This window comes from Mesorhizobium sp. M0778 (genome assembly GCF_040320105.1).
Classification (GTDB): Bacteria; Pseudomonadota; Alphaproteobacteria; order Rhizobiales; family Rhizobiaceae; genus Mesorhizobium.
Genome location: NZ_JAMYPA010000003.1, coordinates 160,512 through 177,325 on the forward strand (window position 1 = coordinate 160,512; position 16,814 = coordinate 177,325).

General features: G+C 63.0%; 15 protein-coding genes. 2 read left to right on the plus strand and 13 right to left on the minus strand.

The genetic code is table 11. From position 1 onward, the window contains the following. Positions 1–12 precede the first annotated feature (12 nt). From NKI22_RS06335 to NKI22_RS06380, 10 genes are all read right to left on the minus strand, one after another. Positions 13–1,122, minus strand: coding sequence for a carbohydrate kinase (locus NKI22_RS06335; protein WP_023716713.1), 1,110 nt, complete (start codon positions 1,120–1,122; stop codon positions 13–15). Between the two features lie 86 nt (positions 1,123–1,208). Then, positions 1,209–2,726: a zinc-binding dehydrogenase gene (locus tag NKI22_RS06340; protein WP_023716712.1), complete on the minus strand. Its 1,518-nt coding sequence runs from the start codon at positions 2,724–2,726 to the stop codon at positions 1,209–1,211. Between the two features lie 10 nt (positions 2,727–2,736). Further along, positions 2,737–3,174 carry an SRPBCC family protein gene (locus NKI22_RS06345; protein ID WP_023716711.1) on the minus strand — a complete coding sequence of 146 codons (438 nt, stop codon included), beginning with the start codon at positions 3,172–3,174 and terminating at the stop codon, positions 2,737–2,739. A gap of 81 nt (positions 3,175–3,255) precedes the next feature. Beyond that, a complete protein-coding gene (locus NKI22_RS06350) occupies positions 3,256–5,442 on the minus strand; it encodes a flotillin family protein (RefSeq protein WP_031193323.1) in 2,187 nt (728 codons plus the stop codon). Positions 5,443–5,521: 79 nt separating this feature from the next. After that, positions 5,522–7,777, minus strand: a complete 2,256-nt coding sequence (locus tag NKI22_RS06355) for an ABC transporter permease (protein ID WP_023716709.1) — start codon at positions 7,775–7,777, stop codon at positions 5,522–5,524. Then, positions 7,770–8,555, minus strand: coding sequence for an ABC transporter ATP-binding protein (locus tag NKI22_RS06360; protein WP_023716708.1), 786 nt, complete (start codon positions 8,553–8,555; stop codon positions 7,770–7,772). Before NKI22_RS06360 ends, NKI22_RS06355 begins: the two co-directional genes overlap by 8 nt. A gap of 27 nt (positions 8,556–8,582) precedes the next feature. Further along, positions 8,583–9,830: an ABC transporter substrate-binding protein gene (locus NKI22_RS06365; RefSeq protein WP_023716707.1), complete on the minus strand. Its 1,248-nt coding sequence runs from the start codon at positions 9,828–9,830 to the stop codon at positions 8,583–8,585. A 46-nt stretch (positions 9,831–9,876) separates the two neighbouring features. Further along, positions 9,877–10,902: a branched-chain amino acid ABC transporter permease gene (locus NKI22_RS06370; protein WP_023716706.1), complete on the minus strand. Its 1,026-nt coding sequence runs from the start codon at positions 10,900–10,902 to the stop codon at positions 9,877–9,879. Further along, entirely contained in the window at positions 10,899–11,900 is a 1,002-nt protein-coding gene (locus tag NKI22_RS06375; RefSeq protein ID WP_023716705.1) for a branched-chain amino acid ABC transporter permease, read from the minus strand. The genes NKI22_RS06370 and NKI22_RS06375 overlap by 4 nt, the downstream gene beginning before the upstream one ends. Before the next feature lie 74 nt (positions 11,901–11,974). After that, a complete protein-coding gene (locus NKI22_RS06380; protein WP_352958301.1) occupies positions 11,975–12,994 on the minus strand; it encodes an amidohydrolase family protein in 1,020 nt (339 codons plus the stop codon). On the opposite strand from NKI22_RS06380, the gene NKI22_RS06385 reads away from it, so the two are divergent. Further along, entirely contained in the window at positions 12,993–13,124 is a 132-nt protein-coding gene (locus NKI22_RS06385; RefSeq protein ID WP_352958303.1) for a hypothetical protein, read from the plus strand. The genes NKI22_RS06380 and NKI22_RS06385 overlap by 2 nt on opposite strands. A 243-nt stretch (positions 13,125–13,367) precedes the next feature. Here the strand turns inward: NKI22_RS06385 and NKI22_RS06390 are convergent, their stop codons facing one another. Both NKI22_RS06390 and NKI22_RS06395 read right to left on the minus strand, forming a co-directional pair. Beyond that, positions 13,368–14,147 carry an alpha/beta fold hydrolase gene (locus NKI22_RS06390; protein WP_023716703.1) on the minus strand — a complete coding sequence of 260 codons (780 nt, stop codon included), beginning with the start codon at positions 14,145–14,147 and terminating at the stop codon, positions 13,368–13,370. Next, positions 14,144–15,022 (minus strand): fumarylacetoacetate hydrolase family protein, encoded by an 879-nt coding sequence (locus tag NKI22_RS06395; RefSeq protein ID WP_023716702.1) that lies wholly within the window; start codon positions 15,020–15,022, stop codon positions 14,144–14,146. Before NKI22_RS06395 ends, NKI22_RS06390 begins: the two co-directional genes overlap by 4 nt. A gap of 21 nt (positions 15,023–15,043) precedes the next feature. Here NKI22_RS06395 and NKI22_RS06400 point away from each other — a divergent pair, with 21 nt between their 5' ends. Beyond that, a complete protein-coding gene (locus NKI22_RS06400; protein ID WP_245278491.1) occupies positions 15,044–15,889 on the plus strand; it encodes a FadR/GntR family transcriptional regulator in 846 nt (281 codons plus the stop codon). 43 nt (positions 15,890–15,932) lie between these two features. Here the strand turns inward: NKI22_RS06400 and NKI22_RS06405 are convergent, their stop codons facing one another. Further along, entirely contained in the window at positions 15,933–16,781 is an 849-nt protein-coding gene (locus NKI22_RS06405) for a MurR/RpiR family transcriptional regulator (protein ID WP_023716700.1), read from the minus strand. Positions 16,782–16,814 lie beyond the last annotated feature (33 nt).

Consider the following 16,814-nt stretch of genomic DNA (forward strand, 5'->3'; position numbering starts at 1 on the left):
ATCATCTCGCTTTCAGGCAGGAATGCGGTACGTGCCGGCGGCAAGGAAGCGCGGCGACAGATCGGGGTGGACGCTCGATTCGCTCTCGGTGGTCAGCGTGGCGAGCAGCGCGCCGGTGCGCGCGGCATGAGCGACCGGATCACCCGAAAGCACCTTGTACAGAGTGCCGGCGATCATCGCGTCACCGGCGCCGGTGATGTCGACGGGCTGGGCCGGGACGGAGTGCATGGTCGTCACACCGCTCTCAGTCGCAACGGCAAATCCATGCGCGCCTGCGGTTACGATCACCGCGCTGGCGCCGGCCGCGCGCAGCGCTGCTGCTGCTTCCTCCGGCGTCAGCCGCTTGTCGGCATCCGTTATGCCGAGCATCGTATTGGCCTCGTCATGGTTGGTGAAAAGAAGGTCGATGCCGGTCAGGTCCTTCGGCGGCCGCGCTGATTTCGGCGACGAGACCGTGTCGACGGCGAGCTTGAAGCGCGCGCCCTGCTTGCGCGAGATCAGTGCTGCGATGGTCGAAGCCGGCAGATTGCAGTCGATGAACACCCATGTCGCCGAAGCCAGATGCGGCCAGAAGCGGTCGAGATAGGACGACGAAAACAGATCGAAGATCTCCATGTCGGCAATGCCGAGCACGAGATCATTGTTGCGGTCGAGGATCGCCGCATATTCGGCCGTCGGCCGTTCCGTGGTGGTGATGACCTGGCTGACATCAGCGCCAAGATCGCGCAGGTGCCGCACCAGCGAGCGGCCGGTTTCATCGTCGCCGACGATCGAGACGAAGCTTATGTCGACGCCGAGGCGGGCAAGGTTTTCGGCGACGTTGCGGGCGACCCCGCCGAAGCTGCGATAGCCGTCGACCGGGTTCGACGTCTCGAAAATCAGATCCTTCTTGGCGTGGTATTTGCGGTCGAGCACCGCGCCGCCGACGCAGACCATGCGCTTGGACGTCGGCAAGACGTAACCACGGCCGAGAATATAGCCCTTGTTGACGAGTTGCACGATGTGGGCCGCGACCGTCGAGCGGGCGATGCCGAGCGCCGTTGCTATGTCCTGCTGGCCGGCGAATGGGTTCGCCGCAATGAGGTCGAGAACCGCTTGTTCCTGTGCTCCAAGGTCGTCCATTGTCCCACCCGGCCGTCAAATTCGAGGCTGAACGCCTTCGCAACAACAGATGACATTGTCAACATCTGTTTTCGACCGAGTGTCGGCTACGGCACCAGCACCAATGCGCCTGTTGTCCGCCTGGCCTCAAGGTCGCGGTGAGCCTCGCCGGCGTCGGATAGGTTATAGCGCTTGGGCGCTTCGATCCTGACGACGCCCTGTCGCAGCGCGGCAAAGAAACGCTCGACGTGCGGGGCTAGTTTTTCCGGCGTGTCGGTGTAATGCGCATAGTTGGGACGCGATACGGTGATCGACTTCGATGCAAAGCGGCCGATGTCCCAATTGCCGATCGGCCCTGACGCCTGACCGAAACTGACGAGGTGACCGCGAATGCGGAGCGCCGCCAGCGAGCCGCCGAACGTATCCTGGCCGACCGCATCGTAGACCACATCGGCGCCGACGCCTCCCGTCAGCCGCATGACGGCCTCAGTGAAATTCTCACGCGAGTAGACGATGACATGATGGGCACCGAGGCGTTCGACGATGCGCGCCTTGTCGTCGCTCGACACCGTTGCAATGACCGTTGCGCCGAGATGGCGTGCCCATTGCACCAGAAGCTGGCCGATGCCGCCGGCGCCGGCATGGACGAGAACGACGGAGCCCGGCTGCACCGCATGGATATCATGCAGCAAAAAACTCGCACTGATGCCCTTGAGCAGCCCCGCGGCCGCAATCTCGTCGGGAATATCGTCGGACAGGCGAACCAGCAGATCGGGCACCATGTTGCGCCGCTCGGTATAAGCGCCGACCGGCGGGCAGGCATAGGCGATGCGGTCGCCGACCGAGAAACCGGCAATCTCCGAACCGACCGCTTCGACGACGCCGGCCGCCTCCATGCCAGGCACGCCCGGTGGTTGCAAAAGGTCGAAATAGCCGGTGCGGCAATAGACATCGATGAAGTTGACGCCGATCACAGTATGGCGGATCCGCACCTCGTTCGGCGCCGGCGGCGGCAAGCCGATCTCCTTGAGTTGCAGCACCTCCGGACCGCCATAGCGCTCGACCACAATAGCCCTGGTTGTTGCTGACTGGCCGAACGATGTTGTTGCGGAAGAGACCGGCGAAGGGATCAGCGGCGGGGCTGACGGAGGTGCCGGCGTCGGCGCTCTTGCCTTGGCAGTCAGAACCCTTCCTCGCAAAAGGCTACGGATCGCCGCGAAGCCGGCCTGATAAATGCCTTCGGAGACGAGCTTGACCAGTTCGTCGCGGCGGTGCGTAGGTGGATGGAATTCGGAACGCCATTCCCAGAAGGTCGCGTTGCCGTCGGTCACCGGCTTCAGCTGGATCGATGCGACATAACCCATCAGCGGCAGCGGCGCTTCGAGCAGGCAATAGGCGAGCCGAAAGTCCTTGTCGGACAGCGCCAGCAGCTGTTCGCGCAACTCGCCGCCATCGGCCAGGCGGAAACGACGAACCGAACCGACCGCGTCGACCGGGTCGCCACCTTCGATTTCGCTGAACGAGATCGCCGGGTGCCAGCGTTCATGGCCGTTGAAATCGCGCAGAATCGACCAGACATCATCGATCGGCGCATCGATGATGGTGCTCTGGCGGACTTGAACCATCGCGGGAATGTCAGCGCCCGAAGCGCTGCTTGAGTGCGCTCAAGGCCGCCTGGAAGACGCCGGTGCCGATCTGATGCATAAGTGCTGCTTCGCGCTCAGGCGCACAGTCGAACTCCGCCTCCCATTCGGCCAGAGTGAGATTGCCGTCGGTGATCGGCGTCAGCGACAGCGTGGCGATATAATTCTCCACCGCCATCGGGCTTTCCAGGATAGCGTAACTGCACGACAGATCGTAGTCGGACAGTGCCAGCAATTTTTCGCGAATCCGCCCGCCATCCCTGAGCACAAAGTTGCGGATGCAGCCGATCTGGTCGGCCGGTGCGTTCTGTTCGACGCGGCTCTCCGCAACGAATGGCGCCCAGGCGGGAAGGCCGTTGAAGTTGCGCACGAGCTTCCAGACTTCCGCAGCCGGCGCAGGGATGACCGAGGACACATAGACCTTGGTCATGCCCCACCGCCCGCATCGAACGAGCGGCCGGTGCCGAGGCATCGCCACTCATTCGCACAGCACACCGCCCACCGGACCTGGTCAGCGGTCGCGGTCGTCATCGTCGTCCTTGCTGACCTTGCCTTTGCCTTTCTTGTCGCGGGTCAGGCTCGATATGTCCTTGGCATCGCGCAGCACGTCGGTCATGCGGCCGAGCGAGCCGCCCTCGATGCCGATCTCCTTCATCAGATTATCGATCATCGGCGCCTGGACCCGGTAGCGCAGCGCCGAATCGATCACCTCGTCGGTGACGTTGCGGTTGCCGCCCTGCCCGCCATTGATGCCGTCGACGTGCAGGATCTTGATGCCGTCGATTTTCTCCATCGGCTTGACGCTTTCGCGGATGATGCCTTCCATGTGGTCGAGCAACTTGCCGCGCAGGCGACCGGCACGAGCCTCGTTGGAGAGCAGATTGTCGGCCTCGTTGAGCTGACGATGGCCGGCGGCATCAACCTCGTAGCGCTGGGCCGCCGCAAGGGCGTGGATCTTCTCCGCCTCGGCCGCGGCAACAGCGGCGATCTTCTGCGCTTCGGCCAGGCTCTTGGCCGCCTTCATCTCGGCATCTGCGGCCGCGGTTATGCGCAAGGCCTCGCGCTCGGCCTCGCGAGCCGCACCGATCAAGTCGGTCAGCTTGCGGCGCTCGGCGATCTCGCGCTCGCGCGCCGTGAAGGCCTGCTCCTCAGCCTGGATGGCCTTGGCGCGCACCGCCTCGGATGCCGCGATAGCGGAGGAACGCTCCTGCGTCTTTTTGGCGATGTCGATGGCCTTCTGGATTTCGGCTATCTCGATCTTCTGGTCGCGCTCGACGCCGAGCTGGCGGATGTCGCGGTCCTTGATCAGCCGCGCCTCCTCGATGCCGCGCTCGGTGGTGATGCGAGCGCGCTCGACCTCTTCGCCGGCCGATATTTCGGCTTCCTCGAAAGCCTGGCGCTTGGCGATCTGCAGCGCCTCGAGGTGACGCTCGCGTGCAATCCTGACCTCGTCGATGGCACGCTCCTGCCCGATCCGCGCTGTTTCGGTCGCCTGGTTCTCGACAATTTCGGCGCGGCGCTTTTCCGCCTCGGCCCTGGTAACCTCCAATGCCTTTTCCGCCAGCGCGATCTGGCGTTCGAGCTCGGCGATTTCGAGGGCTTTCCTGCGCTCGATCTCGAGCTCGCTCTGCGTGCCTTCGCGTTCGATCCTGGCCTTTTCCAGGGCGAGCTCTAGCGCGATCTGCTCGCGCTCGGTCAGTTCGCGCATTTTCATTTCCGTCTCATCGAGGGCGCGGCGGCGCGCAATCTCGCGGCGCTGCGTGTCTTCCTCGCTCTTGATGCGCTCCTCGGTAATGTTGCGCTCCTGGTTGAGGCGCGATTTCTCGACGGCCTCGCGCGCCGACAGTTGCGCCTGCTCGGCCTCCTGGTCGCGGATCGCCCGCTCCCTGGCGAGTTCGGAGCGCTGCGAGGCGCGACGTATCTCGACCTCGCGCTCCTGCTCGAGGCGGGCGTATTCGGTGTCGCGGTCGATCTCCAGCACCTTGCGCTGGGTGTCGAGGTTCTGGTTGCGGATGTCGACCAGCGTGCGCTGCTCGATCTCGTTGCGCATCCTGCGGCGCGTCTCGATCGATTCCGTCAGTTGGGTGAGGCCTTCGGCGTCGAAGGCATTGGACGGATCGAAATATTCGAGGCTGGTCTGGTCGAGGTCGACGATGGCGACGCTCTCCAGCTCCAGCCCGTTGGCGGCGAGCGATTCCGAGGCAAGCTGCCGGACCCTGGCCGCATAGTCGCCGCGCAGCTCGTGCATCTCTTCCAGCGTCATCTGGGCGGCAACGGTGCGCATGGCACCGGCGAATTTGCCCTCCAGCAATTCGCGCAGGCTGTCGGGCTGCAGCGTGCGGCGGCCGAGCGTCTGGGCGGCGGCTGCGACCAGCTCGCGGCCGGCGCCGACACGGACGAAGAACTCTGCGACCAGATCAACGCGCATGCGGTTCTTGGTGATCAGCGCAAAGGCATCCTCGCGGCGCACTTCGATGCGCAGGACGTTCATGTTGACCGGCGTGATCTCGTGCAGCACCGGAATGACGAAAGCGCCGCCGTTTACCACCACCTTCTCGCCCATGAAGCCGGTGCGCACGAACGCCGTCTCTTTGGTCGACCGGCGATAAAGCCATCGCAGTATGTAGACGGCGATCACCACCACGATCGCGGCAATGATCAGCCACAAAAGGAAAGCACCCAAGGTCTGCGCGGCCATCTTTTCTACCCTCCCAAATAGAATGCGGTCAGCCACAGGCTACCGGCACCGATTTTACAAATGCGCCTGCTCGAAGCCATTATGCTCGCCTCTGCAGTTTCGGTGTGATCGCGCGGAACGCATTGACCGCTGCATCGACGAAGAGCGCGTCATTGATGTTCGCACCCACACGCTCGAGATGGCGCTGCGGCGTCTGGCGAACGGTCTTCTCGATCGCCTCGAACAGGGCGCTGTCGGCTTCCGGATCATGAAATGGTTGGCCCGATGCATCGAGCATCGAGACACCGCCCTCCGGCAACAGGAACCGCACCGGGCCATTCATGGCATTGAGCCGCGCACCGATCCATTCGCCGAAGGCGCGGTTCTCGTCGCGGGTTGTCCGCATCAGCGTGACGTTCGGATTGTGGATGACGAATTTGCGGCTTCGAAATTTCTCCGGCACGCTGTCGCGCGGGCCGAAATTGACCATGTCCAGCGCGCCGGTTGAGCCGACATAGGGCAAGCCGGTGCGGATTGCGGCGCCAAAGCGATCTTCAGTCGCCGGGAACACACCGCCGACGATCATGTCGGCCACCTCCGTGGTAGTCAGATCAAGGAAAGCCGAGAGCAGCCGCGAATCGCCGAGGTTCTCCATTGCCCGTCCGCCGATGCCGGTCGCGTGGAACACGAGACAGTCGTAGTCGGCTTCGAGCCGCCTGGTTACCGCCTGCACCGCCGGCGTCGTGACACCGAACATGGTGATGCCGACAGCCGGGCGCGCCAGCTTGCGCCTGGCTTCCCAGGCTTCGGCATTGGGCAGCTGCGCGACCATGCCCGCCATCGCATGCGCCGCATTTGACAGCACCTGTTCGGTGATCGAGTTCAGCCCCTGAACGTCGGCAACCGAATGGAACATCATGATGTCCGCGCCGCCGACATATTTGGCGACATCGCCGGCTGCCACGGTCGACACCATCAGTTTGGGGATACCGACGGGCAGCACGCGCATGCCTGCTGTTGCCAGCGTGGTGCCGCCGGAGCCGCCGGCCGAGATGACGCCGCCAATGCGCGGCTCGCGCTCGATCCAGCGCGCGAAGGCTTCCGCCATAGCGCTCACCGAGCCGCCGCGATCATTGGTGAAAACGGCCGCCGATCCCCGCATATGCATTCCGGCCACCTGCATGGCGGGAACGTCGGCGCTCGACGGTTTTCCGGAGGTGGAGAGGTCGACGGTGCGAACCGGAATGCCGAGGGACTTCAGCCGGTCGGCGACGAACCGCAACTCCTTGCCCTTGGTATCGAAAGTGCCCGCGACGAGCACTGTTCTTCCAATGCGTTCGGCGAAAGGAATTGCAAAGACCTTCTTCAAATCGTCCTGTGGCGCGGCCTTCTCGATAGCCGCTTGCCGCATGGCCGTGACCGGCACGTTCCAGCGGTTGGGCAGTTCGGTGACCGGAAGGTAGGTTCCATTCTGGGTCATCGGTTCGGAACCGGTAGCCGTCCGGTCGATGCGGTAGACTTCAGCCAACTGGTCCTTCGCCTGTGCCGCGGCTGCCGGCGTGACGGACGTCTCGTCGGCATGGCGTCCGACACCAAGCAGCCGTTGCTGCAATTCCCGGTCTGCCGCGAGCGCTGCCGCGTCCATCAGCCGATTGATGCGGCCGTTGACCATGATGGCGACCTGGTTGGAAACAGCGGTCGCCACGCCGATATTCTGCTCGATGACGAGGATCGCCATCTCACCTTCCTCGGCCAGGGTGACGAGCATCCGCTCAACCTGGTCGACAATGATCGGCGCAAGGCCTTCGGTCGGCTCGTCCATGACCAGCAGCTTCGGGTCGCTGAGCAGGGCACGCGAGATAGCAAGCATCTGCTGTTCGCCGCCGGAGAGCTGCGAGCCGCCATTGGTGCGGCGCTCGGCGAGGCGCGGAAATGTCTGGTAGATGCGTTCGACGGTCCAACTCGCATCGCGCCGATTGCCGGCAGCGAGACGGAGATGCTCATCAACGCTCAGGCTTGGCCAGACGCGCCGCCCTTGCGGCACATAACCGACGCCGAGGCGATGGATCTCGTGCGGTTCGAGCGCAGTGATCTCGCGGCCGTCGACGCGGATCGAGCCGGAGCGCGCGCGCTTCAGGCCGACGATGGTGTTGCAGAGCGTCGACTTGCCCATGCCGTTGCGGCCGACCACCGACAGCACGCCGCTTTCCAGCGCCAGCGAGACGCCCTGAAGGGCATGGCTTTCGCCGTAATAGACCTGCAGATCCTCTATTTTGAGGATCGCCTTGCCTATTTTGCCGGAAGAGGCTGGGCCAGAAGGGAGCGTTCGGCCGAGGGGAACGGGGCGCTCAGCCATGCTTGCCCCCGAGATAGATCTCCTGGACCTCCGGGTCGGCCTCGATCTCTTGCGGCGTGCCTTCCTTGAACAGACGGCCGTTGTGCATCATCGACACATATTCCGAAACGCGCAGCGCGACATCCAGATCGTGCTCGATGATAATATAGCCGATATGCTTGGGCAGCGCATTGAGGATCGCCACCAAGTCGCGGCGCTCGGTCGGCGACAGGCCGGCCGCCGGCTCGTCGAACAGGATGAAGCGTGGCGCGCCGGCCAGCGCCAGCGCGATCTCCAACTGCCGCTGCTGGCCATGGCTGAGTGTCGCCACCAGCAGGTCGCGATAGGCCTCGAGATGCACGGCATTGAGGATCGATTCCGCCTGCACCATGTTGACGTCGGTGGCCTTTGGGCGGAGCAGCGAGAACCGTCGGCGTGAGACGCCGCGGCAAGCGAGAAAGATCGAGTCGAGAACCGACAAGCCTTTGAACAGCTGCGAGATCTGGTAGGTCCGCCGCAAGCCCCGCCGGATGCGTTCATGCGGCGGCAAGTCGGTGATGTCCTCACCGAAGAAGCGGATGCGGCCAGCCGTCGGCAGGAAATCGCCGGTCACTGCATTGAACAGCGTGGTCTTGCCGGCGCCGTTAGAGCCGAGAACCGCGCGCCGCTCGCCAGCCGCGATCCTCATATCAATGCCGGAGAGCGCCACCAAAGCGCCGAAATGCCGCGCAACGCCATCGAGTTCCAGCGCAAAGGCGCCGGAGCCTTGGAGACGGTTCGCGGCAAGAGTTTCGGTCACGGGCGGATATACTCGCAAGCCACGCGGTTACGGGCAGCTCGGATTGTCGCGGCTGACAGCCCCAAGCTTGGTGAACTCGTCTTCGGGAATGCCCAGCGTCTGGTTGACCTGCGACACGACTTTGACGAGCTTGTTCAAAAGATTGCCGTCCGGCCCCTCGGTCACCTCGGTCAGGTAGATGTCGGCAATCGCGTTGCGGTTCTTGTCCAGTGACACCTTGCCGGTCGGCGTGTCGAAAGACAGTTTCGAGAGTGCGTCACGCAGTTTGGCGCCGCCATCGGCGACATCGCCGCCGACCTGTTCGAGACCGAGCAATGTCGCCTTCATGTTGACGTAATAGCCGTGGGCGAAGAGCGACGGCGAGGGAAAGGCACCTGGCTGCTTCTTGTAGGCTTCGACGAAAGTTTTCCAACTAGGCGCGTCGTTGGTGTCGGCGGTTGGTCCGGCGGAAGGCGTGCCGACCAGCACGTCGCGCAGCTTGCCCTTCGAGGTCAGCACCGTCTGGTCGACGGTGATCGAGCCACCAATCAAGGGGGCCGCGCCGCCGCCCTGCTGATACTGGGTCAGGAAGTTCACGGCGTCGGCGCCGCCAAGCGCGACGTAGATTGCATCGACGTCATCGGGAATGGCCGCGATAACCGACGAAAAATCCTTGTTGCCGATCGGCACCCAGGATTTGGACGGCACCTTGCCGCCTGCCTTGCAGAACTCGGCCATGAAGCCGAAGACCTGCGTATACGGGAAAGAATAGTCCTCGGCGACCGTAGCGACCCGCTTGTAGCCTTTGTCGTTGAAGGCATAAGTGCCGAGACCGGCCATCCACTGCGCGCCGTCGGTCGAGAAGCGGAAGAAGTTTTCCGCCGGATTGCGCAGCGTCGTGTCCTGCGCCGCCGAGGTGCCATTGATGAAGGTCACGGTCGGCTGGGTCTTGGCATAGTCCTTGACGGCGAGGCCCTCATCGCCCGAAAGCGGGCCGACCAAAACCTTGACACCATCCTGCTCGACCAGCTTGCGCGCAGCGCGCACGGCGCTATCAGGTGAAGCGTCGGACGAGCCTTTGACGATTTCGATCTTCTTGCCGGCAACCATGCCGCTGACCTCGTCGAGCGCCGTCTTCGCGCCGCGCTCGCCGTCTTCGCCGAGCACCGTGAACGGTCCCTCGAAAGTGGCGAGCAGGCCGATCTTGATCGTGTCGTCGGCGGCTAGCGCCAGAGACGGAGCTGTCAGCCCGGTGGCAAGCGCCAGCGCAAGCAGTGTGCGTCGATGTATTCTCATTTTTTCCTCCCTTTGATTGATTGATGCAGTTCATTCCGCTCCGGCGTCACGGACCGGAACGCAAGGACTCCTGAGCTAGCTGCGGTCTGATCCTCCCCCACAACCCAAGAATTCCATCCGGCGAGATGAAGACGATCACCAGGAACACCAGCCCGATCAGCGCGTTGAAACGCTCGGCTCCGACAAGGTCGATGGCAAAGGTCTGCATCAGGACAACGACGAGCGCGCCGAGAAAAGGCCCGATCGGGTGGCGCAAACCGCCGATGACGGCGATGATCAGCACGTCGATGGCTGCATCGACGCCGATCGTGCCGGGTGAAACGCGCCCATTGAACCAGACCAAAAGCACGCCTGCGACACCGGCAATGATTCCAGCCAGGAACCATGCGAAGACCTTGTGTGCGGTGACGTGATAGCCGAGCGCGCGCATGCGACGCGGATTGTCGCGGATTGCCTGCACGGTCATGCCGAAGGTCGAGCGGGCGCCGTAGAGTATCCCCGCGTAGGACAGCACCGCCGAACCCAGGCAGAGATAATAGAAGGCCTTCGGGTCGCGCCAGTTGACGCCCCAGAACACCGGCGCGCGAATGCCGGCATAGCCGGAATGGCCGTTGAAGATCGCGTAGTTTTGCTGGGCGAAATAGAAGGTCGCGGTGGCGATCGCCAACGTGATCATGATGGTGTAGATGCCTTCGGTGCGCACCGAGATCCAGCCGATCAGCGCCGATGCCACCGCAGCTGCCAGAATGGCGAAGGGTGCTGCGATCCACCACGGCCAGCCGAGGCCGAGCACGTTCGAATTGTTCTCGCCGAGGATGGCGATGGCATAGGCGGCGATGCCGGCGACAGTGATCTGGGCAAGGCTGACCATACCGCCATAGCCGGCCAGCATCATCAGCGACAGTGCGAGCATGCCGAAGATCAGCGAATAACCGCCGATCTGCGTCAGGAAGAAATCGGATGCCACCAGCGGGTAGAGAACCAATGCTACGGCAAGGATGATGTGACCGGCGCCGAGCTTCTCCAGCCAGTTCTGTCGAGGCGCGGCGCCTACGGCGACGGTCAGGCTCATCGCGCTTTCCCCATGATGCCTTGCGGCCGCACCGACAGCACTACCACCATGATGACGAAGGTGAGCACGATGCCGTAGGTCGGGAAATAGACGAGGCCGATCTGTTCGGCGAGGCCGATCAGCAGCGCGCCGATTGCAGCACCGGTAATCGAACCCATGCCGCCGACGATGACGACGACGAGCGAGGCCAGGAGATAGCGGACGTCCTCGCCGGGCGCAACCGACAATGCCGAGCCGCCGACGACGCCGGCAAAGCCGGCAAGCCCGGCGCCGACGGCAAAGACGATAGCAAAGACCGCGTGTACGTTGACGCCCGAGGCCGACAGCATGGCGCGGTCGTCGACGCCGGCGCGGACCATCATGCCGACGCGCGTCTTGTGCAGCATCAGCCAAAGGCCGATGCCGATAACGATCGCAGCCGCCAGCACGACGACGCGATAAAGCGGGTAGGTGAGAAACACCGAGACGCCGTTAGACCGCACGGCCGTGACCACCGGTAAGGTCAGTGCACCGTCGAGCCATTCCGGCACCGGGATCTGATAGGTGCCGCCGGCCCAGACCGCCAGCATCAGGTCGGCGGCGACGATCGAGATACCGATGCTGACCAGGGTCTGGCGAAGGTCGTCGCCTTCCAGTCGCCGGAAGACGAAGATCTGCATGACGACGCCGACAAGGGCCAGAACGATGAAGCCCGCGGCGACACCCAGCAGCCAGTAGCCGGTGCGGTTCGCCACCTCATAGCCGATATAGGCGCCAAGCAGATAGAGCGAGCCATGCGCCAGGTTGACGTTGCGCATCAGGCCGAAGATCAGGGTAAAGCCGCTGGCGACCAGGAAATAAAGGCCAGCCAGGGTGATGCCGTTGAGGATGGCGCTGACGAATGCCTTCTTGGAAATCAGGATGGCGTTCAGCCAGTCCGGCCAGACGGCAAAGACCAGCCATGCAATGACGGCAGCTGCGAGGAGCCAGAAAAGACCCCACGCCTGTCTGCGCGTCATGCCGCCGCCAGAAATCTCGAGCCCCGAAGTCTTAGGCCGCGAAATGTCGGGCGAAGATGGCCGGTCCAGAATGCTCATGCGGTCAGCCGGCGGCGCTGCTCATTCAAGCGCGGCGCCTTGTGGAACTTGCCGTCCTTCATGATGGCGAGGATGCGGTTCTTGTCCTGCAGGATGCGCACGTCCGATATCGGGTCGCCGTCGATCAACAGCAGATCGGCGAGATAACCTTCCTTGATCATGCCGAGCTCGTCGGCCATCCCCATGATCTGTCCGCCATATTTGGTCCCGGCCTGGATTGCCTCCATCGGCGAGAAGCCAAGCATCTCGACGAAGGTCTGGATGTCCTTGGCGTTGGTGCCTTGCGGCGTCCAGGCAAAACCGTAGTCGCCGCCGATGCAGACGCGGATGCCGCGTCGATGCATCTTTTTCATCGTCTCGATGCACATTTCGAGCTCGCGCTCATATTCGAGCGAGAGCGGCGAGCCGGGCTTGATGCCCCATTGCTCGGCATGGCGCGCGGTGTTGATCAGCCAGGCGATGCCGGGGGCCACGAAATGCTTGTCCTTGGCCGCCTCGAGCATGTCGAGCGCTTCCTCGTCGGCAAACGAAGCGTGGTAGATGTTCTGGATGCCGTGGCGGACACATTGCTTGACCGAGCCGGATGAGCGCGCATGCGCCGACAGCACCTTGTTGCGGCAGCGCGCCTCGGAGGCGGCCATGGCGACCTCTTCCTCCGACATCGGCGTTTCTTCGGCGCCCATGCCGGTGATGCTTTCGCCGGACAGATTGAGCTTGATGGAATCGACACCGTATTTGATCAGCTGGCGCACCGTGCGGCGGATTTCCTCGGGACCGGAGACAACGATGCCGAGATTGAGGCCTTCATGCGGAATGTGCGAAGGCGCGGAATCGCCGAGGCCGCCGACCGTCGTGATCTCGGGACCGGCGGCGAGGTAACGCGGCCCGGGAAAACGCCCCTGATTGATGAATTTCTTGCACACCACGTCGAGCCGCGGCTTGGCGGCTGCGGCGCCGCGGCCGGCAGTGAAGCCGGCGTCGAGTACCAGCTTGGCCATCTCCATGGTGACCAGCATGTGCTCTTCCACCTCCATCATCTGGATCGGGTCGATGCCGGGCGCGTTGTTCCAGGAGATGCAGATGCGCGTCGATCATGCCCGGCATCAGCGTCGCGCCCATGCCGTCGATCGTTGTGACACCGCCTGACAAGCCGCTGTAGGAGGACGACACAGCCGGCGAGCCGAAACGCGACGAGCCCTTGGTGATCTGCTTGATACGGTTGCCCTGAACCAGCACTTCGCCGGTGTAGGGGTATTCGCCGGTCGCATCGAGCACGCGCACATTGGTAAAGAGCGTGCTGCCCGAACCGTTTCCGTTCCAGCCGTCGTCTGCCATCAGAAAACCTCCCAAACTGTCGGGCGCACTGTTTTTACGCCCGAATTCCGATCCTCACCTATCAACGCGTCTCAAAAAATCGGCGAGCCTTTGGCTGCTTTCGCGGGGGCACTCCACCGTGGCCCAATGTCCGCACCGATCGAGGGACAAGAATATCGCTCCCTTTATCCTGTCGGCAAGCGCCTGGCCGACGCTCATCGGATTGATCGTATCGGCGTCGCCGGTAACCAAAAGGGTCGGCGCTGAAATCCGGCGCGTATCCACAGCCGTGGCCTTGGCCAGGGCTTCGCAGGTGCGGGCATAGGCTTCCGGGTCCTGCCTGGTGATGGATTCGCGCACGAAGGCGACGGCGGCCGGCGAGGTCTCCCTGGTATGGGCCGACAGTGCATTGGCAACGATCTGGTCGGCGATGTCGGCGATACCGCCCGATCGCGCCAATCGCGCCCGGTTGGCAAGGCCTTGCCGCGTCGCCTCAGCTGGCTCGGCGAGAGCACCGAACAAAACCAGCGACCTGACCAGCGACGGCTGCATCGCTGCGACCAACTGACAGACGATCGTGCCCATGGAGTGGCCGACGAAATGCGCCCGGGTGACGCCCATGCCCGCCATGGCGCGGATGACGGCGTCGCTCATGACCTCGATCGTCAATGGATCGAGCGGCCGCGGCGAGCGGCCGGATCCAGGCAGGTCGAGGCGGATGACACGGTAGGCCGAGAGCGCCTCCAGCTGCGGCTGGAACATGTTCGAGGTTCCGCCGAGACCGTGGATCATCACCACCGGCTCGCCCTCGCCGGCGACTTCCGCGACAATCGGACCGACGGTGACAGTCGTCATTGCACCCGCTCCACGATCCGGTTCTCCAGCGTCCCGATGCCGTCGATCTCGACCCGCACAATGTCGCCGGCTTTGAGATATTTCGGCGGATCAAAGCCGATGCCGACACCGACCGGCGTGCCGGTGGCGATGATGTCGCCCGGCTTCAAGGTGATGCCTTGCGAAAGCGTCGATATGATCGTCGGAATATCGAAGATGAGCAGCGATATTTTGGAATTCTGGCGGAGGTCGTCATTGACGAAACAACGTACCGAAGCGTTTTCCAGGTCGAGCTCATCCTTGGTGATCGCCCATGGCCCCATCGGGCAAAACGTATCCTGCGACTTACCGATTAGCCATTGGCTATATTTTCCCTGCAGGTCGCGGGCAGTGACGTCGTTGACAATCGTATAACCCCAGACGTGATCGTAAGCCTCGGCTTTCGAAATGCCGCGTCCGCCCTTGCCGATAATGACCGCCAGTTCCGCCTCATAATCGATCGCAATCGATATGGAAGGGTCGATCAGCACGTTCGAATGTGTTGCAACGACCGATTCGGGGACCTTCGAGAAAATGATCGGATGTTGCGGAATGGCGCCGGCACCGGCGCTCGAATCGAAGCCGCTGCGGGCAAACTCGTGGGCGTGTTCATAATAATTCTTGCCGACGCAAAAGATGTTGCGGGCAGGCAAAGGTATCGGCGCCTCGAGCTCGACCTGCGCCAGCGGAACCGGCGACAGCGTGCGCGGCATCCCGGCGCCGTTGCGCCGCAACAGCGCCAGCACGCCAGACAGCGCCTGGTCAACAGGGATATCGAAGGGGGCGACCGACTGATTGTCGACATCGACAACGCCGACGCGACGTTCGCCTGCAATCGAAAACGTCGCGACCTTCATTCGTTCCTCCCTGAACCTTTTATGAGCCAATATAAGCTCTTTCGTTACACGCTATCGCCGATTGGTTTAGGCTGCAAGAGGGTTTTCGTCACTTGTCGCGGTAAATCGGGCCTTGACCTCATCAGGTACTGGACCGGCAGGGCGCCGGCTGATAGTATTGGTTCAACATTGGATCAGATTAAAAGCTCTCAACAAATGCCCAAGCTCGTCGCCAACGACATCGCCACTGTGCTGAAAAAACGGATTTCGGCCGGCGAGTGGCTTCAGGACGGGCGGATGCCGCCCGAGCGCGACCTTGCGGCCGAGTTTGGCGTGGCGCGCAATACGGTGCGTCGTGCCGTCGGCTTCCTGGAGGAGGACGGAACGGTTGTCCGGCATGTCGGGCGCGGCACTTTTCTGACTGCGACCAATCCCGATTCCATCGCGGCGACGGTCACGCGGATGGAAGGCACCAGCCCCGCCGACATGATGGAGATCAGGCAGTTGCTGGAGCCAGCGGCGGCGGCCTTCGCCGCCACAAATGCCAGCATGGCGGAACTAAACGCGGTTCGCGAAGCGCATCAGACCGCATGCGCTGCCGAGGACATGCCGGACTTCGAGCATTGGGACGCCGAGTTCCATCACTGCGTCTTCGCCTGCTGCCGCAATGACTTCCTGAAAGAGATTCACAATCTCATGCGCACGATCCGCAACCAATCGCCGTGGTTCGAAATGAAAAAGCGCTCATTCTCGGAGGAGCGCAGGCGCGTTTATTGCGACGAGCATCAGACAATATTGGACGCATTGCTGCGCCGCGACCCGGAAAGCGCCAACCAGGCGATGCTCGCCCATCTCAAGACAGTCGAGCGCAACCTTCTGGGCCGCTAATAGACGCGCGGCTCAAGGAGAGCGGGTGAGATGCGTCCAACGACTAAGCCTTCAGTACCGAGACGGCCAGTTCGCTGTTGTGGACGTATTCGTTGGCGTCAGGCTGCTTCTGCACGAGCAGGATGAACAGCAGGTCGGTGAGCGTCAGTTGTGCGTCGCGCGCGGTTATCGACGAAGAGCGCGCGCGCTCTTCATCGGCGATCGTGTGGAGGCGAATGTCGGCAACGCGGCTCAGCGGATTGTCGCGAAGTCCAGTGACGGCGATCACGGTGGTGCCACGTTTGCGAGCCAGTTCGGCTATCCGCAGGGTTTCGATGCTCGCCCCGGAATAGGAGAGCGCGAACAGCACGTCGCCTCGTCCAAGCGTCGAGACATTGGCCATTTGCACATGGCTGTCGCTGTCGTGCAGCACGTTGCGGCCGAGCTTCATCAGCTTGTAGGAGAAATCGCGCGCCACGAGCGAGGATGCGCCGACGCCGGCCAGATGAATGCGGCGCGCCCCGTTCAACGCTTCGAGGGCTTTGCCGATTTCCTGCTCGGTGTTGGCTGCGACGGTCTGTTGCATCGACAAGAGCTTGCTGCCGATCAGCTTGCGCAAGATGACCAGATAGCTGTCGCCGACCTCGATCGAACCGTGGATCATGCCGGCCGGCACGTGCCATTCCTGCGACTTGGCCTCGCTGACGGCGAGCTTGAGCTCCTGATAGCTGGCATAGCCGAGCTTCTGGCTGAACTTGACGACGCTCGACTGACTGCGGCCGATTTCGGCGGCGAGCGCCGCCGTCGACAGGCGCAGCATCTGGTCGGGATTGTCGACGATGTACCGCCCGATCTCGCGATCGCCGGGCGCCATGATCTCGAGCTTGGCCTCGATCTTCTTCAGGACGGACATGCGTTCCCCTGTTGCCAGTCATCGACAATGCCA